Source organism: Leclercia sp. GHBNCSD, assembly GCF_055805075.1.
Genome location: NZ_JBQVYO010000001.1, coordinates 3298585 through 3319037, shown reverse-complemented (window position 1 = coordinate 3319037; position 20453 = coordinate 3298585). Strand labels below are relative to the sequence as shown.

The window sequence follows — 20453 nt, the reverse complement described above, 5'->3', positions numbered from 1 at the left end:
GTGAGTCGATGTTTCGCGGTATGGATCCTGCTGCTAATCAGCGTTTTCGCTTACGCTGAGACGCCGCTGCTGTGGAACCAGCCAGCCTCCCGACAGCACTGCCCGGTCGGCGACGAGGCCGTGTGGGTACACTACCCTCAAGGCAACGCCTGTATGCGCTATTTCAGCGCCGGAAATCTCCAGGCTGCCCCACTGGCGGTGGTGATGTTAAAAGGCGACCGCGTCTCGCAGATAAAGCGTCCACCCGAAACCATTCCAGGTAACACCGCCGCCGACCAACGCCGTCAGGCCCGGGCGATCCTACGCCAGACCGGGTTGCCGACCATTATTATCGCCCGCCCCGGCACCTACGGCTCCAGCGGCAACCATTACCGCCGTCGTCAGGCGGAAGAGTTCCAGGCTATCGATGCTGCCCTCAATGCTATCAAGGCCCGCTATGGTATCCAGCGCTTTATTCTCAGCGGACACAGCGGAGGCGCCACCGCCGCTTCGGCGCTGTTGACTACCGGCCGCCGGGACATCGCCTGCGCGGTGCTTACTTCCGGCGCCTGGGGAATACTCGAGCGGGCGCAGCGCCTGCGTCAGCAGCGTGGCGAAGCCCCGGCGCCTGCACTGGACGGCACCGGCCTCCCTCACCCGTGGGATCCCCTCGAACACATCAGCGGGATCGCCGCCGATCCCTTCCGGTTGATCCTGGTGATCGGCAACCCGCAGGATCGCAATACGCCGTTCGATCTGCAGGCGCGATTCGCGGATGCGCTGCGGGAACATGGCCACCGGGTAGAACTGCTCGAACGCCCCGCCAGACCGCCGCAATTTCATAATTTGACGGGGAATGCCGGTATCAACGCCATTCGCCTCTGTCCGCTACGCGGATAAGCCCAAAAAAGCAGGAATAAAAATATGCGCCAGAAACCGCCCCGTCAGCCACGCGCAGAGACGCAAGCACCGGGATGGACCGCTGCCGAACTCGAAAAACTACCCGGTAGCGTCTGGTACAATCGTCCGGATGCAGGCTGGCACGCCGCTGACATTGTCCTTTTTCATGATAAGGCGCAGCCTGGCCATCCCTGTCTGTTTGTCGCCATCGATCCCGACACCTGGCACAAGGGCTCCGGCAACACCGGAGTTTACGCAGGCTGGGATGATACTCATCTTTCGCTTCCCCGCCACGCCTCTCGCTACTGCGGGGCCATCGTCCAGCGCAAGGTTGATGGTCTGCCTCCGGACTTTCCTCAGCTGGTGGTGGGCAACAGCTATCAGGCCCTGCTTTGGCTTGCAGAAGAAGCCCGGCGGCGACTGGACGGTAAGCTGGTGGCGATCACCGGTACGGTAGGCAAAACCTCGACCAAAGAGATGCTCAACAGCATCCTGACAAAGCATATGTCGGTAGTGGCGAGTCGCGGGAACCATAACACCCGCACGGGGGCCTCCATCACGCTGGCGCGTGCAGTCTGCAATCCGCAGGCGGTGGTGCTGGAGGTGGCGATCTCTGCTCTGTGGATGCGCAACGGCGGGATCGGCCCGCGTATCAAACCGCATATCGTCATTATTACCGAGATCGGCCTCACCCAGGTGGGCAGGAGCGTGACCTCTCTCGACGATGTGGCCCGCTTTAAAGCGCGCATCAGTCACGGTCTTATTCCGGGTGGTTACGCCATTTTAAACCGTGATATGGCCAGCTATGACACCGTGGCTGCGTGCGTCACCCGTGACGGTGCCCGCATCATCAGCTACGGGTTTGATGCCGACGCCGACGTGCGGATCACGGCGTTTACCCAGAATGCCAACGGGAGCCTGATCACGCTCAGCCTCCGTCAGCAGAGCCTGAATTACCGGCTGGCTGTGCCGGGCAAAGGCGCCGCGCTTAACTCGGTGGCCTCGCTTATCGCCGCCGATCTGCTCGGGGTGAGCCTGGCGGAGATCGTGGCCAGCCTCGAAACCTGGCGCAGCGATGATCAACATATGGGCATTTCCGCGCTGCCGCTGCCGGGCGGCGGGGCTGTCACCCTGATTGACGACAGTTATAACGCCGAATACCTCTCGATGCTCAACGCGTTTGAGGTGGCCGCTCAGCGAGCGCAGGAAGGGGGCGGCCGTGTGATCGCCCTGCTGGGGCGGATCATCAACCTCGGGGATCGGTCCGCCGCCATCCACCGCTCGCTGGCGCAGCCCCTGCTGGCGGCTGGCTGTCAGCAGGCATTTCTGCACGGTGACGAGATGTGTGCCCTGCACGACGCCCTGCCGGAGGAGGTTCGTAGCGGTCATTTCAGCACCGCAGAAGCGCTGGTGGAAGCCGCTGCGCCAGCGTTGCGCGACGGCGATATCGTGCTGGTAAAAGGGAGCGTGCGTAATTCCGACTTCAGGCGGGTTGTCGGCCTGTTGAAGCGCCGACTTACCGCGTCGCCAGCCCTGGCAAAAGGGCAAACCGCCCGCCTGCTGATGAATCTTACCACCGGCGAAACCCGGCTGTCTGAGCAGGGTGACAGCGCGTTTGCCCCCACGTACTTGAGCCAGCTGCTGCTGGCCGTCTGCCTGGCAGAACGGCTGCTGGCGAAAAAAATAGACCTTGATACGCCTGTTGAGATGCACGGCATCGCTGCCCACGTTCTGCAGGGCAATCCGGCTCTTGGCCTGCAACGGGGGAGCACGGCAACCGTGAAATCGCTGGTGCAGGCGATGCTCATCCACAACGCCTGCGACGCCGCCATTCATCTGGCGGAAACGCTGGCCGGCAGCAGCGCGGAGGCGTTGAAGGCGCTGCGCAGCCTTGTCGACCAGCTGGAGATGCGCCACACCCATATCAATAACGTCTCCGGTCGGCCCCGCCCCGGCCAGCGCACCACGCTTACGGATATCGCCAGGCTGATGCACCATTTCCAGCTGCGCTACCCGCACTGGCTTACGTGGCTGGGTGAGCACGAGGCGGCCATCGGCGAGCGGGTCTACCGTAAAAGCGGCAACCTGCACAGCAACGGCAGCGCATGGGGACAATTCTGCGCCGGACGCTGGGGCGTTGCGCTGCAGTGGATCGCAGGCGAACTCTGGCTGGCCTGCGCTGCCGGGGCGGATGACGCCTTTCATCTCGACTATCTGCTGGATGGGCTCCTGGCCGGAGTGGATGGCGCAGAGCCCGCACCGGTGCCCGTCGAACGGCACATCGACAAACCTGTGGCGACCCTCACCTTGTTGGGCGACACCTATTTTGGGGAGTGGTATACCCGCAAGCGCCAGGCGCGGGGTCTGGATGATGCCCTGCAACGTTACGGCTACGATCACAGCTTTCTGGGCATCGCCCCCCTGCTGCGCGGTAGCGACTTCACTCTTGCCAACTTTGAGGCGGCCCTCGCCACCGATCTGCGCGCCAGTCTGGAAGGCCGAAAGCCGTTCTGCCTGACCGGGGATCCGGTCGCCTCGGTTACCGCCCTGCGTAAACAGGGTATCGACGCGGTGGCCCTTGGCAATAATCACGCCATGGATGCCGGACTGCCTGGGCTGGAGAGCACCCTGGCGGCGTTTGGCGGCGGCGGCATTGCCTGCATCGGCGCCGGACGCAATGCGCAGCAGGCCCACGCTCCGCTGGTGCTGACGGTGGGCGACAGACAGTACAAGATTTTCAGCGCCTACTGGTACCGACGCTACATGGAGCAGGATTGCGCCTTTTATGCCCGCCCACATCGGGCAGGGGTCGCCTGCCTGAGCGGCGGCCTGGCTGAACAGCTGCGTCTGGAGAAAGCACGCCCCCGGCCAGCCACCACTATCGTGCTCGCTCACTGGGGGCTAGATTACCAGTGGACAACGGTGGGACAGCGGGCGCTGGCGCAGCGTCTCTGCGAGGCCGGAGCCGACCTGATTATCGGCTCCGGGCCGCACATGGCAGGCGAGGCGGTACGACTGGGCGAAAGTCTGGTGGTCTACAGCATCGGCAACGGGGTGTTTAACAGTAACGGTGAATACCAGTCGCGTGGCGTGCCGCCGTATGGCTTTGTCGTCCGCCTGCGGCTTGGCAATCCGCAGCCGCAGATCGCGCTTCTGCCGATCCTGACCGACAATAAACAGACTTTCTGGCAGCCCCGCCCGGTGACCGGGGCGGAATTCTCAGATCTGATCGCGCAGCTTACCGCGCAGGGCATGCCCATTACCCAGGAAGAGACGTCCGATGCGGGCTGGCGCGCCGTCAGTGAGGAGGGTGAATGCAGGCTGATCATGCCGCTGGCGCACCTGGCCGGGAGGTAAGCAGAATTTTTAAGCGATACAACTACCTGAATTAAAATTCCCGATTACATTTAAAAGACGTCACTCCGCTGTGCGACAGAGTCAGGACAAACTGATGAGCGTGCTACTGCAAAAAATGCCCCGCTGCGGGGTGGTGTTGTTAACGCTGCTTCTGAGCGTAAGCGGTTGTGCTAGCCATGATAAGAATCCCAGCCGGGCGCGTGTAGCGCCGAAATATGTTCGCCCTGCGCCTGTGCAGCCCGCGTATAGCGCACCTGAATCGTTCCTGAACGCGCCAGAAGCGTCCCCTGCGCCGCCCGTAAGAGTAAAAAAACGGCCTCAGGATAAAGCCGCCGAACCGCCCGCGCCCCGGGTCATGCCGGTGCTGGATAACTCGTTGCCGGAGCAGATCTGGCAACCTGCGATCACCCGTCAGACCAGCCTGGAGCTGAAATCATGACGGAACGCGCTCTCGGTGAACTGGAAAACCGGGCCGATATCAAGCGCCCCACGCTGCCGCTGTGGCAAAACGCAGTGGTTATTCTTCTCACCCTCACCTATCTCATCTGCGAGCTGGCCTTTAACTCGCGCCTGCTCGACCTGGTGGGAAGTCTCTCCACCCCCGACGATATCCACAGTATGGAGCGCTATGGTCGGGCCCTAACCGCCATCGCCGCCGCGCTGCTGATGTTCCAGCTGGTGCTGGCGTGCAACGCCTGGCTGAAAAAACGCGGCATTGCCTTTCCCGCCCCGTGGGTGGCAGGCATGGTGTTCTCGCTCTGTCTGCTCACCGGCGTGGTGACATGGCAAACGGTGGAGCGGGTTATTGAGCGCCAGGTCGCCCAAAGTACCGGCGAGTTTCGCCAGAAGTCGATGCTGGCGCAACTCTACCAGCAGTCTTTAATTGACGGGCACCAGACGCTGGAGGGGATCCCGCTTGGTGACGATGGCAGTCAGCGCGAAACCTGGACCAGCCCATCCGGGAAAGCGTTTCTGGCGATGCTGCCGCTACTTATGAGTTCGGTCAGCCGCTATCACGAACTGCTTGAGCGAGAGGCGGCGCAAAACCTGCGCGACAGCATCAGCGTTCAGGAGGGCGGGCTCCTCGGCTATTACAAACTCTGGCTGGCCGCGCGCGCAGAGATTTATCAGGACTATCTCGACTATACCAGCGTTACGCAGAAAAATGAGCTCTATCATGGGGTGACAATCCCGGCCCGCCTCGACTGGGAGACATTTTTTATGCTGGACCCGGTGCAGAAAAGGCTGCGGGAAAAGCTGGCCCTGCCGCTGCAAACCCGGGTGCAGCCTGAATATCCGAAAGAGGACGCCCTGAAACAGTTCGCCCTGGCGCTGCAGGCTCCCCATCTTGACTACGCCGTGCAACAGCAACTCCCCCGCCTGCAGGCTGCGCTGGCCAGCTACGGCACGGGCGGAGCAAATGAAAAACGGGGCGAGGATGCGGCGCGGGCGGTGATTGTTCCTCCCATTGCGCTGATGTTCTCCCTGCTCGGCGCCCTCACCCACCTGGCAAAACTGCTCTATCTGCTGCTTCTGCCGTTAAGTGCCGCCCTGCTCTCTGTTACCGCCTGGCGGCCCGTTCGCCTGCTTAACCGCCATCCGCTGATCTTCCCGGTGCTGTTAATCTGCCTGCTGCTCGGCCTGTGCAGCGTGACCAATAACAGTATTACGGCTTCTCCGGCCTATCAGTCGCTGCGGCACGCATTGCAGGGAGCGGAAGTGGCGATCACCAATACCCCCTCACCCCTCAGCGGCGGCACGCTGTTGCGGGCGATCCATACGGTCAGCATCGGGCAGAGTTACAGCTATCCGTTGAATCAGGCCATACGCCAGAACGTGCTGCTCGGCTTTGATTTTGGATATGGAAAGCCTGACTAATCGCGTTTGAATGTGGATAAAAATAGCCCCGGTTTGAGCCCTTTTGTGGGTTATTTTTTGCGCAAAAAGTAGTGTTAGCAGTTAAGATATATCAGTGCTACATTACGCCGCCCAGCGCCGACAGCCTTTTTTCAGACCTTGGGCATATACGGTAATCACCATGAACCAATAGTATTAACGCAGGTCTTAATAGCATTCCGGCGTAGCGCCAGTCTGGGGCTACCAATATACTCTCCATAAAGGTCGTTTTATCTTGTCTCAATGCAAATTCACGCGCACGCTTCTGCACCCGCGTTACTGGTTTACATGGTTTGGTCTGGGTGTCCTCTGGCTGCTCGTGCAACTTCCTTATCCGGCGCTACGCTGGCTCGGTGCCAGCCTCGGAAGTCTTTCGCGTCGTTTTCTGAAGCGCCGTGAATCTATCGCTCGCAGGAACCTCGAACTCTGTTTTCCGGCGCTCTCCCCTGAAGAGCGTGATCATCTCATTAGTGAAAATTTTAAATCTATCGGCATGGCGTTACTGGAAACGGGGATGGCCTGGTTCTGGCCGGACTCGCGGGTACGTAAGTGGTTTGACGTTGAAGGCCTGGAAAATTTGCAGCGCGCGCAGGCAAAAAACTGCGGGGTGATGGTGATCGGCGTTCACTTTACGTCGCTGGAGCTGGGTGGCCGGGTGATGGGGTTGTGCCAGCCGATGATGGCCACTTATCGTCCACATAACAGCGCCCTGATGGAGTGGGTGCAGACGTGCGGGCGCATGCGTTCAAATAAGGCGATGATCAGCCGCAATAATTTACGCGGGCTGGTCAGCGCCCTGAAAAAAGGCGAAGCGGTCTGGTTTGCTCCGGACCAGGACTATGGCCGCAATGGCAGCAGCTTCGCCCCCTTCTTCGCGGTAAAGGAGGTGGCCACCACTAACGGCACATTTGTGATTCACCGTCTTTCAAAGTCGGTGATGCTGACGGTCACCATGGTCAGAAAAGACGATAAAAGCGGTTATCGCCTGTTTATTATGCCGGAAATGGAGAACTATCCTCAGGAAGAGGCGGCCGCCGCGGCTTACATCAACAGGGTGATCGAGAGCGAGATCATGCGTGCGCCGGAACAATATTTATGGGTGCATCGCCGTTTTAAAACGCGTCCTGTGGGGCACGCTTCCCTCTATCTTTAACCCCGTTGAAGGTTAGTTTCTAAAAGAAACTAACCTTTTCAATCACCTGTAATCACTCAGGTTTATCGTTAGCACGCTATCTTGCCGAACGACAATTTATTACCCGCTGAAATTAAACTGTCGCCGTTCCACGACACTCGTAAGTCATGGAAATTATTTAGAAAAATGCCTCTTGTCACTCCTGAAATTTAAGCGTACATTAGCGCCGTCTGGCTACCTGAAAGCACAGAATTCTGAGCTGGAGTCGTCGCTGAAACGGGATAATTCTCATTTCCGCCCCGGCCTGACTTCACCTCTCTATACTCAGTTGGACTCTATTTTTATTGCGTATCACGAAATACGCGGAGCGATGAACGTGAAATATTTCTTTATGGGTTTTTCAGTGATTTTGTTCGCATGGGTCGGTACGTTTGCCCTGATGATGAACTGAGCAAAGAAAATGTAGTCAAAAAAACAGGCGCCCAAGGCGCCTGTTTTTTTTGGGGTTACTGACCCGCCTGCTCTGGCGTCGGCTTTGTTACCTGGGGCAGTAATCCGTCGGCGCGGAACATGCTTTTAATGCCCCTCACCGCCTGACGGATACGATCGCTGTTCTCAATCAGCGCGAAACGCACGTGCGTATCGCCGTAGTCACCAAAGCCAATCCCCGGGGAGACGCACACTTTCGCATCCTGGAGGAGTTTTTTGGCAAACTCCAGCGACCCCATCGCGGCGTAGGCGTCCGGGATCTTCGCCCAGACGTACATCGAAGCTTTAGGCATCTCCACCATCCATCCCGCCTCATGCAGCCCTTTGACCAGCACATCGCGACGGCGTTTATACTGGGCGGCAATGTCCTTCACACACTGCTGATCGCCTTCCAGCGCAGCAATGGCCGCTACCTGCAACGGGGTAAAAGTGCCGTAGTCGTGGTAGCTTTTGATACGTGCCAGCGCGTTGACCAGCGTCTTGTTGCCGACCATAAAGCCGATACGCCAGCCCGCCATGTTGTAGCTTTTCGACAGGGTGAAAAACTCCACCGCAACGTCGCGTGCGCCGGGTACCTGCATGATCGACGGCGCTTTCCAGCCGTCATACACGATATCGGCGTAGGCCAGGTCATGCACCACCAGCACGTCGTAGCGCTTCGCCAGGGCCACCACTTTCTCAAAGAAGTCAAGTTCCACGCACTGGGCGGTCGGGTTGGAAGGAAAACCGAGGATCATCATCTTCGGCTTCGGATAGCTTTCCCGGATGGCGCGCTCCAGCTCGTTAAAAAAGTCGACGCCTTCAACCAGCGGCACAGAGCGCACCTGCGCACCGGCAATGACCGCACCGTAAATATGGATCGGGTAGCTGGGGTTCGGCACCAGCACCGTGTCGCCATGGTCCAGCGTCGCCAGCATCAGATGCGCCAGCCCCTCTTTTGAACCGATGGTGACAATGGCTTCGCTCTCAGGGTCGATCTCCACCTGATAGCGTTCCTGATACCAGCGCGAAATGGCGCGGCGTAAACGCGGAATCCCTTTAGAGGTTGAGTAACCATGCGTGTCCGGGCGCTGGGCGACGGTGCAGAGTTTTTCCACGATATGGGGCGGCGTAGCGCCGTCCGGATTACCCATACTGAAATCGATAATGTCTTCGCCGCGCCGACGCGCAGCCATTTTCAATTCAGCAGTAATGTTAAACACATACGGGGGAAGACGATCGATACGCGAAAAACGGCGTTCAGGACTGGAGTCAGCCATAAATTCCTCAGATTACGTTAGCGCCCGGACCGTCCGAGCGACGTCGCCACGGATGTGGCGTGCTTAGAAAATAACCTGAAAAAATTCGCCTTGTCGAGGGGGGAAGAAATAAAAAAAAGCGTAGCGCTAAAACAGGAACTCTGCTGAGGCAAAAACCGGAAGCAAAAAAGAAAAGAGGCATCAGGAATGTTATTTTGTTAACATTTTAATATCATTACAGTTACGACTTCCGGGTGGCTTTTTGGCTTTTCTGCCCGCTCAGGCGACCTTAGATACAATCCCCTTTGATTAACGTGGTTTATCCCCATTTTATAAAAGAGCGGGATGGCTGGTCATTGAGCGTCAGGTTTTTTATCATGGTTCTTTCCTCTTTTCCCAGGTTTACCCGTGCACGAAATATTCAATATGCTGCTGGCGGTGTTCGATCGCGCGGCGTTAATGCTGATTTGCCTCTTTTTCCTCATTCGCATCCGCCTGTTCCGCGAGCTGCTGCATAAGTCTGCCCACTCGCCCCGGGAACTGCTGGCGGTCACTGCGATCTTTTCGATGTTTGCCCTGTTCAGTACCTGGTCCGGGGTACCGGTGGAAGGTTCCTTGGTTAATGTGCGGATCATCGCCGTGATGTCTGGCGGGATCCTGTTTGGCCCATGGGTCGGGATCATCACGGGCCTCATTGCCGGGACCCACCGTTACCTGATTGATATCGGCGGCGTGACTGCGGTTCCTTGCCTGATCACCAGCATTATCGCTGGCGTGCTGTCGGGGGCGATCAACCGCAAAGTCCCTAAGAAACAGCACTGGAAAGCGGGTATCATCGCCGGCATGCTCTGCGAAACCCTGACCATGATCCTGGTGGTGGCGTGGGCCCCCACCACGGCGCTGGGGCTGGATATCGTCTCAAAAATTGGTATTCCGATGATCCTCGGTAGCGTCTGCGTGGGCTTTATCGTGCTGCTGGTGCAGAGTGTGGAAGGCGAAAAAGAGGCCAGCGCCGCCCGGCAGGCCAAGCTGGCGTTGGATATTGCCAATAAGACGCTGCCGCTGTTTCGCGACATTAACGCTGAATCGCTGCGCCAGGTGTGCGATATCATCCGCCGCGACATTCACGCCGATGCGGTGGCCATCACCAATATTGACCGGGTGCTGGCCTACGTGGGCGTGGGTGAAGCAAACTACCGGGATAATGATGATACCATCAGCCCCACCACCCGCCAGGCAATCAGCGGCGGCAAGATCATCATTAAGAATAACGATGAGGCTCACCGCACCCCGGAGATCCACTCTATGCTTGTGATCCCGCTGTGGGAAAAAGGGGTGGTCACCGGCACGCTAAAAATTTACTACTGCCACGCGCACCAGATCACATCGACCTTACAGGAGATGGCGGTCGGGCTGTCACAGATTATCTCTACCCAGCTGGAGGTCTCCCGTGCCGAGCAGCTGCGGGAGATGGCAAACAAGGCAGAGCTGCGCGCCCTGCAGAGTAAAATTAACCCCCATTTTCTGTTCAATGCGCTGAACGCCATCTCCTCGTCGATCCGCCTGAATCCGGACACCGCCCGCCAGTTGATCTTCAATCTGTCGCGCTATCTGCGCTACAACATTGAGTTGAAAGACGACGAGCAGATCGACATCAAAAAAGAGCTTTATCAGATCAAAGATTACATCGCCATCGAACAGGCGCGGTTTGGCGATAAGCTTACCGTCATCTATGACATCGATGAAGAGGTGAACTGCGTGATCCCGAGCCTGCTGATCCAGCCGCTGGTGGAGAATGCCATTGTCCACGGCATTCAGCCGCGTAAGGGTAAAGGGGTGGTCACCATCAGCGTGGCCGAATGCGGTAACCGCGTGCGGGTGGCGGTGCGCGACACCGGCCACGGGATCGACCCGAAAGTGATTGAACGGGTGGAGTCGAATGAGATGCCCGGCAATAAAATTGGTCTGCTCAATGTCCATCACCGCGTTAAGCTGCTCTATGGTGAAGGGCTACACATTCGCCGCCTTGAGCCGGGTACCGAGATCGCGTTTTATGTTCCTAACGAACGCGCCGCCGTTCATGCCCAGACGTTGTTGTTGCCTTAGAGGGAGTGACGCATGAAAGTCATCATTGTGGAAGATGAAATACTCGCCCAACAGGAGCTGAGTTGGCTGATTAAAGAACACAGCCAGATGGAGATCGTCGGCACCTTTGAGGATGGTCTGGACGTGCTGAAATTTCTGCAGCACAACCGGGTAGACGCCATATTTCTGGATATCAATATTCCCTCTCTGGACGGGGTACTGCTGGCGCAAAACATCAGCCAGTTTGCCAGTAAACCGTTTATTGTCTTTGTCACCGCGTGGAAAGAGCATGCGGTGGAGGCCTTCGAGCTGGAAGCGTTCGACTATATTCTTAAGCCGTACCAGGAGTCGCGGATTGTCAGCATGCTGCAGAAGCTGGAACACGCCTGGCACCAGCAGTCCGGCGCGGAACAGGTCGCGGCCTCACCGGTCATGCGCGAAAATGACACGATCAATTTGATCAAGGATGAACGCATCATCGTGACGCCGATGAACGATATCTATTATGCCGAAGCGCATGAGAAGATGACCTTCGTCTACACACGCCGCGAGTCGTTCGTCATGCCGATGAACATCACCGAATTTTGCAGCAAGCTGCCGGCGAGCCACTTCTTCCGTTGCCATCGCTCTTTTTGCGTCAATCTGAACAAGATCCGCGAGATCGAACCCTGGTTCAACAACACCTACATTCTACGGCTGAAGGATCTCGATTTTCAGGTGCCGGTGAGTCGCAGCAAGGTGAAAGAGTTTCGCCAGCTGATGCACCTGTGAGGGGAATGCCCCGGTGAACAGACGTCACCGGGGAAGAGCCATTACAGTACCTGGCCCAGGGTCTGGCGCAGATGCGCGCCCGAGCCCAGCAGACCCGGATTGTCATGTACAATCAGGTACACCGGAATATCCCGGACATAATCGCGGAAGCGCCCCTTGTCTTCAAACCCGCCGCGGAAACCGGAGGATTTAAAGAAGTCGAGGAAGCGCGGTACGATCCCGCCCGCGATATAGACCCCACCAAAGGTGCTCAGGTTCAGCGCCAGGTTGCCGCCAAAACGCCCCATGATGACGCAGAAGAGCGACAGCGCGCGACGGCAGTCGGTGCAGCTATCTTCCAGCGCGCGTTCGGTCACATCTTTCGGCTGTAGATTCTCCGGCAGACGGCCATCGGATTTCACAATCGCCCGGTAGAGGTTCACCAGGCCCGGACCCGAGAGCACCCGCTCCGCCGAGACGTGGCCGATCTCCGCGCGCAGCTCTTCGAGGATAATGCCCTCTTCTTCGCTGTTTGGGGCGAAATCGACATGTCCGCCTTCACCCGGCAGGCTGATCCAGCGCTTGTCGACATGTACCAGATGGGAAACCCCCAGGCCAGTGCCAGCGCCGTAGACGGCAATGGGCTTACCTTCAACCGGCTCGGTGCCGCCGAACTGGATCAGATGCTCCGGCTTTAACATCGGGATCGCCATCGATACCGCGGTAAAGTCGTTAATAATTTCCAGATGGGCAAAGCCGAGGTTGGCCTTCATTTCGGCGACAGAGAATGCCCAGGTGTGGTTGGTCATCGCCACCCAGTCGCCGGTAATCGGGCAGGCAATGGCGATACAGCCATCCTCAACGCTGACATCATGCTCCGTCAGATAGACACGAACCACCGCTTCCAGGCTGGGGTAATCCAGCCCGGAATAGGTTTTGGCGCGGGAGATTTCGCCGGTGTTGACGTCACATAACGCCAGACGCGCGTTAGTCCCCCCTACATCACCTACCAAAGCATACTTTGTCATTCTTCTACTGCTCCGCTAAAGTCAAAATAACTGTTTGGCACACTCTAAATTCAAGGCCCGTGAACAACAACGACCTGGATAAAAGCACCCCAGGATTATCGATCTTCATCACAGAATAACTTTACCGTTTCAGCACCATTTGCACTATTGCCATAAGGCTGAACGTGCAAAGTACAGACAGCTATTTTTAACAAGGAAATCATCATGCTCCATCCGCGAGCCAGAACGATGCTGCTGCTGGCCCCTCCTGCGCTGATTATTGGCGTTGCATCCAGCCTGATCCTGATTGTGATCATGAAGGTCGCCTCCGTGCTGCAGTCGGTTTTGTGGACCTCATTACCGGCTTCCCTCGGCCTTAACGCAAGCTCGCCGGTATGGGTTATTTTAATCCTGACGCTTACCGGTATCGCTGTAGGAGTGGTGATACGCTACAGCCCGGGCCATGCCGGGCCAGATCCAGCCACTGAGCCGTTGATTGGCGCGCCGGTCAATGCCGCTGCCCTGCCCGGGTTGATTATCGCCCTGATTATTGGTCTGGCGGGCGGCGTCAGCCTTGGGCCTGAGCATCCTGTGATGGCGGTGAATATCGCCCTGGCCGTCGCCATAGGGGCGCGGGCCTTCCCCCGGGTAAACGCCCTTGACTGGACCATTCTCGCCTCTGCCGGCACCATCGGGGCGCTGTTCGGCACACCTGTCGCGGCGGCGCTGATTTTTTCCCAGACCCTGAGCGGCAACACGGAGATCCCGCTCTGGGATCGTCTGTTCGCCCCGCTCTTATCCGCCGCCGCCGGAGCCCTGACCACCAGCCTCTTTTTTCATCCTCACTTCTCACTGCCCGTTGCCCACTACAGTCAGATGCAGATGGTGGATATTTTCAGCGGCGCGATCGTCGCCGCCTTCGCCATCGCGCTGGGGATGGTGGCGGTCTGGTGTCTGCCGCGCCTGCACCGTCTGATGCATCGTCTGAAGCACCCGGTACTTATTCTTGGCGCAGGCGGATTTATTCTGGGGATCCTTGGGGCAATCGGGGGCAATATCACCCTGTTTAAGGGGCTGGATGAGATGCAGCAGATGGCCTTCAGCCAGATCTTCAGCGTGTCGGATTATCTGCTCTTTGCGCTGATAAAACTGGCGGCGCTGGTAGTGGCTGCGGCCTGCGGTTTTCGCGGCGGGCGCATTTTCCCGGCGGTGTTTGTCGGCGCGGCGCTGGGGTTGATGTTGCATGAACATGTAGAGGCGGTTCCCCTGGCGATCACCATCTCCTGTTCGATTATGGGGCTGGTGCTGGTTGTCACCCGGGATGCGTGGCTAAGCCTGTTTATGGCGGCAGTGGTGGTGCCGGACACCACCCTGCTGCCGCTGCTCTGTATTGTGATGCTGCCCGCCTGGCTGCTGCTGGCGGGCAGACCGATGATGGCTGCATGGAACGATGAGAAGTAATCAGGCGCTTTTGCGTGCTTCCAGCGCCTGGATAATGCCGCTCAGCAGCGGCGGAACGTCGGCTTTCGGCAACATCACCTCAATCAATGACAGCCGTTGTGGGTGCGCGACTCTCTCCAGCACCTCTTCCAGCTGCACCGTCTCGCTCACCCGCCAGCACTCGGCCTGACAATCCAGGCTGAGCGCCTGCGGGATCTGCGTCCAGTTCCACAGCGCTATGTCGTTATAGCGCTGGTTCGGACCATGAATGGCGCGCTCCACCGTGTACCCTTCGTTATTCAGCACCATGATCACCGGGCGCTGCTTGTCCCGCAGCATGGAGCCCAGCTCCTGGATAGTGAGCTGCGCCGCGCCGTCGCCGGTAATGGCAATCACGCGACGATCCGGGCAGGCGGTCTGCGCACCGTAGGCGGCGGCCAGGGTGTAGCCAATCGATCCCCAGATCGGCTGCACGATAAAATTTACCTCATCCGGCAGACGCAGCGCGCCAGCCCCAAAGGCCGAGGTTCCCTGGTCGGCGAGAATAATGTCCCCCGGACGAATATAGGTTTGCAGCGTTTTCCAGAAGCTGTCCTGGGTTAACGAACCGGGATGAACCGCATGAAGCTGTCTCGCCGGGCGAGGCGTATTGCCGGTTTGGGCATACTGATGGCAGAGGCTGGAAAGTACCTCAATGGCCTGGGTCATGGGGATCCCGGTGTACCAGACATCGCCTATGCGCGAGGCATGCGGCTGAACATCAATAGTCTGCTGATGGGAAAGTTTGTGGGTGAAGCCTGCGGTAAGCGTATCGGTAAAGCGCGTACCCACGCAGATCACGGTATCGGCGCCTTCAATGGCCTCGTTAACCTCGGCTGCGCTGGCGGAGCCGCTGTAGGTGCCAGCAAAACCGGGTTTGCGCTCGTCAAAAATCCCTTTCCCCATCAGCATGGTGGCGTGGGCGATGGGCGTTTGGTCCACCCAGCGTTGCAGCTGATTTTTCAGGCCATAACGCAGGACCAGGAAGTCGGCCAGCAGCGCGGTGCGATCGCTCGCGGCCAGCCGTTTTTCTGCCGCCTGGCGGAAGGCGTCAAGACGGAAACTGTCGCTCTCATAAAGAGGGTTCATGAGCGTGCTCACAGGCGGCGTGGCCGGTTTTTTTGCCACATCGGCAGGCAGCATAATATAGCCCGGACGGCGCTCCCGAAGCATCTGGGTCAGGACCCGGTCGATTTCATAGCAGGCATTTTGTTCGGTCAGGTGCGCCTGGGCGACGGTAACGGGCTCACTCATCTTATAGAAATGACGAAACTCACCGTCACCGAGCGTATGGTGCAGTAGCTCCCCTTTTTTCTGCGAGGCGCTGCCCGGGGCACCCACGATATGCAGAACCGGCACATGCTCGGCGAAACTGCCCGCGATACCGTTCATGGCGCTGAGCTCGCCTACCCCGAACGTTGTTAGCAGCGCAGCAAACCCTTTGCAGCGCGCATATCCATCGGCGGCATAGGCCGCATTTAATTCGTTGGCACAACCTACCCAGCCAATATCCGGGCTGGCGATAACGTGATCGAGAAACTGCAGATTGTAGTCGCCCGGCACGCCAAACAGATGATCGGCACCACAATCTGTAAGACGGTCCAGCAGGTAATCGGCGACGGTGTAGGGGGTTTGCATGACAGTTATCCTTATAATGTTGACTTCAGTTTGAGTATTGAAGAAGCGTGATAGCTGTCCAGGAATGGCGATAAACTGCCCATGGAAATAATGCTTTACGTATTTTCGCGAGGTAATCTGCCTGCCTGACGTTTAGTGTAAACGTATACACTGAATGACATTCTGACGCAGAGGGGCAAGACTCATGGTTTATCAGGCGAATCAAAACCGTTACCAGTCAATGAATTATCAACGATGCGGGCAAAGTGGTCTTAAGCTCCCTGCCATCTCCCTGGGGCTGTGGCACAACTTTGGCGACGCCACATTGATCGAAAACAGCCGTCAACTTTTACATCGTGCCTTCGATGTGGGGATTACGCACTTCGACCTTGCCAATAACTACGGTCCACCGCCGGGTTCCGCAGAACGTAACTTTGGACGAATCTTGCAGGAAGATTTCAGCGCCTGGCGCGATGAGCTCATCATCTCGACCAAGGCGGGCTATACCATGTGGGAGGGCCCTTACGGCGACTGGGGCTCGCGTAAGTATCTGATTGCCAGCCTCGATCAGAGCCTGAAACGGATGGGCCTGGAGTATGTCGATATCTTCTATCATCACCGTCCGGACCCGGAAACGCCGTTGAAAGAGACGATGAAAGCGTTAGACCACATCGTGCGCCAGGGCAAGGCACTGTACGTTGGGCTATCCAACTATCCGGCAGAGCTGGCTCGGCAGGCCATTGAGATCCTCGATGATTTAGGCACGCCCTGCATTATCCATCAGCCGAAATATTCGATGTTTGAACGCACCCCGGAAGCGGGCTTACTGGGCGTCCTGAAGGATAAAGGGGTGGGCTGCATCGCCTTTTCGCCCCTCGCCGGGGGCCAGCTGACCGACCGCTATCTTAACGGTATTCCGGCAGATTCCCGCGCCGCCAGCGGAAGCCGGTTCCTCAATCCGGATCAGCTCACCGAAGAGAAGCTGGCGAAAGTGCGTCAGCTTAACGCCCTGGCGGAACGCCGCAACCAGAAGCTATCGCAGATGGCGCTGGCCTGGGTATTACATCAGGAAGCCGTCACCTCAGTGCTGATTGGCGCCAGCAAAACGGCGCAAATTGATGATGCTGTGGGAATGCTGGCGAACCGTCACTTCACGCCTGAGGAACTGAACGAAATCGACGGAATTCTGAATAGTGTAAATTAAAAGCGCTTTTAGCAAAAAGTGCTACGCCTTCTGAATTAGGAGTTAAAGCGATTATCCGGGGCTTTACCGCCCCTTAATATTGCGTTAACAAGCCGATTACGGCTCCGATCGTGAAGGAGAAAAACCATGTTCAGGTCTCTGATTCTTGCAGCAGTATTACTGGCTTCAGCCCCGCTGGTCGCTAATGCTGGCGAAATCACCCTGTTGCCATCCATAAAATTACAAATTGGCGATCGTGATAATTATGGTAACTACTGGGATGGCGGCGGCTGGCGTGACCGCGACTACTGGCGCCGACATTATGAATGGCGCGGCAACCGCTGGCACAGACATGATAACGGCTACCATCGTGGCTGGGATAAACGCAAAGCCTATGAGCGTGGCTACCGCGCAGGCTGGAGCGATCGTGACGATCATCGAGGCCCACGCGGTCGTGGTCATGGTCATGGTCATGGCGGGCACGGTCACCGTCACTGATACGAAAAAGGCGCCTTCCGGCGCCTTTTTTACAATCCCAATGCGGTCCCGATAAGTAGCCACAGATTCAGCGCCACCACCAGAACCACGATCGCCCACCCCGTCCGTCTCACCGCCTTACTGTTAACCAGATCGCCCATCAGCTTCTTGTCACTGGTGAACACCAGCAGCGGCACCAGCGCCAGCGCAATACCAAAACTGAGCAGCACCTGGCTCATCACCAGAATGCGGGTCGGATCCAGTCCCATCAGGATCACCACAAACGACGGCAGCATCGTGATCGAACGGCGCACCCATAAAGGAATGTGGAAGCGCACAAATCCCTGCATCACCACCTGCCCTGCCAGCGTGCCTACCACGGTGGAAGAGAGACCCGCTGCCACCAGGCTCAGGCCAAAAATGGTCGCCGCCGCGTGACTCAGCAGCGGTTCCAGCGTCAGGTACGCCTGATCCAGATCGGCAACGCCGGTATGGCCGTTGAAATGGAATGCCGCTGCGGCGGTGGCCATCATCGCCAGGTTAACAAACCCGGCAATGGTCATAGCGATGGCGACGTCCCACTTTGTCGCGGAGTAGCGCTCATGCCGTGAACCGCCATGCAGGTTCTGGGTCAGCGAGGAGTGCAGATAGATCACGTGCGGCATAATGGTCGCGCCCAGTACCCCGGCCGCAAGGAACACCGCTTCGGTGGTAGGCAGACTTGGGATCGCCATTCCTTTACCCAGTTGAACCAGATCCGGCTGGGAGAAGATGAGCTCAACAATGTAGGCTGCCGCCACAAACAGCAGCAGGCCGCCAATTACTTTCTCCAGCGGTTTCTGCCCGCGTCGTTGCAGCATCAGAATAAGGAAGGTGGCGATACCGGTTAATACCGCGCCCTGCAACAGCGATACGCCGAGGATCAGCTTAAAGCCGATCGCCGCGCCGATAAATTCTGCCAGGTCGGTCGCCATGGCAATAATCTCCGCCTGCACCCAGTAGAACCAGACCAGCGGACGCGGATAGTGGTCGCGGATCTGCTCCGCGAGATTTTTACCGGTGGCAATGCCCAGTTTTGCCGACAGCACCTGAATCATCATCGCCATCAGGTTGGCCCAGACTACCACCCACAAGAGTTTGTAGCCGAAGCTGGCTCCGGCCTGGATGTTGGTCGCAAAATTACCGGGATCGATATAGCCAATGGCGGCAATAAACGCAGGTCCCATTAATGCGAACCGCATTTTGCGTGCAGCTCTGCCACTGCTACTCTCATCAACGCGACTATTGCTCATTTTTGCCTCAGTAATATAGCCTTTGCTATGTTAAATGCTATCAAAATGCGAATGATTATCAAGTTCATTTAAAAGGATTATCGTGATTGCAGTGATAGCGAAGAACAATTAGCAGGCTGGAATGAAGTATGGATAGCGGGCAAAAGCACGCGCCTTTGTGAAGCGTAGCACACAAACTTAACTTTTAACTCATTTACATAACATAACAAAAATGTATCGTATGTCACTATTTTTGAAACTCGTCACAGGACTCAACGATAGTGTGGCTTTGATCTCGTTTTCTTTACGCTTGTTTCATAGAATGTGCAGCGAAATTAAACCTGCCTCATATTTGGAGCAAATATGGACCGCGTCCTACATTTTGTCCTGGCACTTGTTGTCGTTGCCGTGCTTGCGTTGCTGGTCAGCAGCGATCGCAAAAAGATCCGCATTCGCTATGTCATTCAGTTACTTGTTATTGAAGTATTGCTCGCCTGGTTCTTCCTGAACTCAGACGTGGGGCTGGGCTTTGTAAAAGGCTTCTCCGAGATGTTTGAAAAACTGCTCGGATTCGCCAATGAAGGAACCAACTTCGTGTTCGGTAAAATGAACGATGAAGGTCTGGCATTCTTCTTCCTGAAAGTGTTGTGCCCAATCGTCTTTATCTCCGCCCTGATCGGTATCCTGCAGCACATTCGCATTCTGCCGATTGTCATCCGCGCTATTGGTACCGTGCTGTCTAAAGTAAACGGCATGGGCAAACTGGAATCTTTCAACGCCGTAAGTTCCCTGATCCTCGGTCAGTCTGAGAACTTTATCGCCTATAAAGATATCCTTAGCAAAATGTCCCGCAACCGCATGTACACCATGGCGGCAACGGCAATGTCTACCGTTTCCATGTCTATCGTGGGCGCGTATATGACCATGCTTGAGCCTAAATATGTGGTGGCTGCGCTGGTTCTGAACATGTTCAGCACCTTTATCGTTCTGTCACTGATTAACCCGTACCGCGTGGACGAAAGTGAAGAGAATCTGCAGATGGCGAATCTGCACGAAGGTCAGAGCTTCTTCGAAATGCTGGGTGAATACATCCTGGCAGGCTTCAAAGTGGCGGTGATTGTTGCCGCGATGCTGATCGGCTTTATCGCCCTGATCTCCGCGCTGAATGCCCTGTTTGCTGCCGTACTGGGTATCTCCTTCCAGGGGATTCTGGGTTACATCTTCTACCCGGTAGCCTGGGTGATGGGTGTGCCAGCCAGCGAAGCGCTGCAGGTGGGCAGTATTATGGCGACCAAACTGGTTTCTAACGAATTCGTCGCGATGATGGATCTGCAGAAAATCGCCGGTAGCCTCTCCCCGCGCGCCGAAGGCATTCTCTCCGTCTTCCTGGTTTCATTCGCTAACTTCTCTTCCATCGGTATCATCGCCGGTGCGATTAAAGGCCTGAACGAAGAGCAAGGTAACGTGGTTTCCCGCTTCGGTCTGAAACTGGTCTACGGTTCTACGCTGGTCAGCGTCCTGTCAGCGTCCATCGCTGCACTGGTACTGTAATAGCATAAAAAAACCGGGGATAACACCCCGGTTTTTTTTCGC

Annotated in this window: 16 protein-coding genes; 12 read left to right on the top strand and 4 right to left on the bottom strand. The window is 57.1% G+C overall.

Features of this window, described 5'->3' with window-relative positions:
- The 6 genes from ACT3IC_RS15935 (at nt 1) to ypdK (ending at nt 7715) form a co-directional block, all read left to right on the top strand.
- Nucleotides 1-879: an alpha/beta hydrolase family protein gene (locus tag ACT3IC_RS15935; protein ID WP_473478133.1), complete on the top strand. Its 879-nt coding sequence runs from the start codon at nt 1-3 to the stop codon at nt 877-879.
- Between the two features lie 24 nt (nt 880-903).
- Nucleotides 904-4236, top strand: coding sequence for a CapA family protein (locus tag ACT3IC_RS15930; protein WP_473478130.1), 3333 nt, complete (start codon nt 904-906; stop codon nt 4234-4236).
- A gap of 94 nt (nt 4237-4330) precedes the next feature.
- Nucleotides 4331-4675, top strand: coding sequence for a hypothetical protein (locus ACT3IC_RS15925; RefSeq protein WP_156654988.1), 345 nt, complete (start codon nt 4331-4333; stop codon nt 4673-4675).
- The gene (locus tag ACT3IC_RS15920) at nt 4672-6114 is read left to right on the top strand and encodes a hypothetical protein (RefSeq protein WP_473478127.1); all 1443 of its coding nucleotides are present in this window, start codon (nt 4672-4674) and stop codon (nt 6112-6114) included. The genes ACT3IC_RS15925 and ACT3IC_RS15920 overlap by 4 nt, the downstream gene beginning before the upstream one ends.
- A 250-nt stretch (nt 6115-6364) precedes the next feature.
- Nucleotides 6365-7285: a kdo(2)-lipid IV(A) palmitoleoyltransferase gene (gene lpxP, locus ACT3IC_RS15915; RefSeq protein WP_103180605.1), complete on the top strand. Its 921-nt coding sequence runs from the start codon at nt 6365-6367 to the stop codon at nt 7283-7285.
- Between the two features lie 349 nt (nt 7286-7634).
- A complete protein-coding gene (ypdK, locus tag ACT3IC_RS15910) occupies nt 7635-7715 on the top strand; it encodes a membrane protein YpdK (RefSeq protein WP_197080173.1) in 81 nt (26 codons plus the stop codon).
- Between the two features lie 55 nt (nt 7716-7770).
- Here ypdK and alaC read toward each other — a convergent pair whose 3' ends face one another.
- Nucleotides 7771-9012, bottom strand: a complete 1242-nt coding sequence (alaC, locus tag ACT3IC_RS15905; RefSeq protein WP_180209299.1) for an alanine transaminase — start codon at nt 9010-9012, stop codon at nt 7771-7773.
- Between the two features lie 387 nt (nt 9013-9399).
- On the opposite strand from alaC, the gene ACT3IC_RS15900 reads away from it, so the two are divergent.
- Together ACT3IC_RS15900 and ACT3IC_RS15895 are read left to right on the top strand one after the other, a co-directional pair.
- Nucleotides 9400-11097: a sensor histidine kinase gene (locus ACT3IC_RS15900; protein ID WP_103180609.1), complete on the top strand. Its 1698-nt coding sequence runs from the start codon at nt 9400-9402 to the stop codon at nt 11095-11097.
- Between the two features lie 12 nt (nt 11098-11109).
- Nucleotides 11110-11847: a LytR/AlgR family response regulator transcription factor gene (locus ACT3IC_RS15895; RefSeq protein WP_103180611.1), complete on the top strand. Its 738-nt coding sequence runs from the start codon at nt 11110-11112 to the stop codon at nt 11845-11847.
- Between the two features lie 41 nt (nt 11848-11888).
- Here ACT3IC_RS15895 and glk read toward each other — a convergent pair whose 3' ends face one another.
- Nucleotides 11889-12854: a glucokinase gene (glk, locus tag ACT3IC_RS15890; RefSeq protein ID WP_103180613.1), complete on the bottom strand. Its 966-nt coding sequence runs from the start codon at nt 12852-12854 to the stop codon at nt 11889-11891.
- 204 nt (nt 12855-13058) lie between these two features.
- Between glk and ACT3IC_RS15885 the strand changes: the two genes are divergently transcribed.
- Nucleotides 13059-14294 carry an ion channel protein gene (locus ACT3IC_RS15885; RefSeq protein ID WP_103180614.1) on the top strand — a complete coding sequence of 412 codons (1236 nt, stop codon included), beginning with the start codon at nt 13059-13061 and terminating at the stop codon, nt 14292-14294.
- On the opposite strand, the gene ipdC is transcribed toward ACT3IC_RS15885, so the two are convergent.
- Nucleotides 14295-15950, bottom strand: a complete 1656-nt coding sequence (ipdC, locus tag ACT3IC_RS15880; protein WP_473478123.1) for an indolepyruvate decarboxylase — start codon at nt 15948-15950, stop codon at nt 14295-14297.
- A 184-nt stretch (nt 15951-16134) separates the two neighbouring features.
- Between ipdC and mgrA the strand changes: the two genes are divergently transcribed.
- Nucleotides 16135-17133 carry an L-glyceraldehyde 3-phosphate reductase gene (gene mgrA, locus ACT3IC_RS15875; RefSeq protein ID WP_473478121.1) on the top strand — a complete coding sequence of 333 codons (999 nt, stop codon included), beginning with the start codon at nt 16135-16137 and terminating at the stop codon, nt 17131-17133.
- A 126-nt stretch (nt 17134-17259) separates the two neighbouring features.
- Nucleotides 17260-17610, top strand: a complete 351-nt coding sequence (gene ypeC / locus ACT3IC_RS15870; RefSeq protein WP_103824691.1) for a DUF2502 domain-containing protein YpeC — start codon at nt 17260-17262, stop codon at nt 17608-17610.
- A gap of 29 nt (nt 17611-17639) precedes the next feature.
- Here ypeC and ACT3IC_RS15865 read toward each other — a convergent pair whose 3' ends face one another.
- Entirely contained in the window at nt 17640-18881 is a 1242-nt protein-coding gene (locus tag ACT3IC_RS15865; protein WP_103180621.1) for an Nramp family divalent metal transporter, read from the bottom strand.
- 342 nt (nt 18882-19223) lie between these two features.
- Between ACT3IC_RS15865 and ACT3IC_RS15860 the strand changes: the two genes are divergently transcribed.
- A complete protein-coding gene (locus tag ACT3IC_RS15860) occupies nt 19224-20411 on the top strand; it encodes a NupC/NupG family nucleoside CNT transporter (protein ID WP_103180623.1) in 1188 nt (395 codons plus the stop codon).
- The last annotated feature ends 42 nt before the right edge of the window (nt 20412-20453 follow it).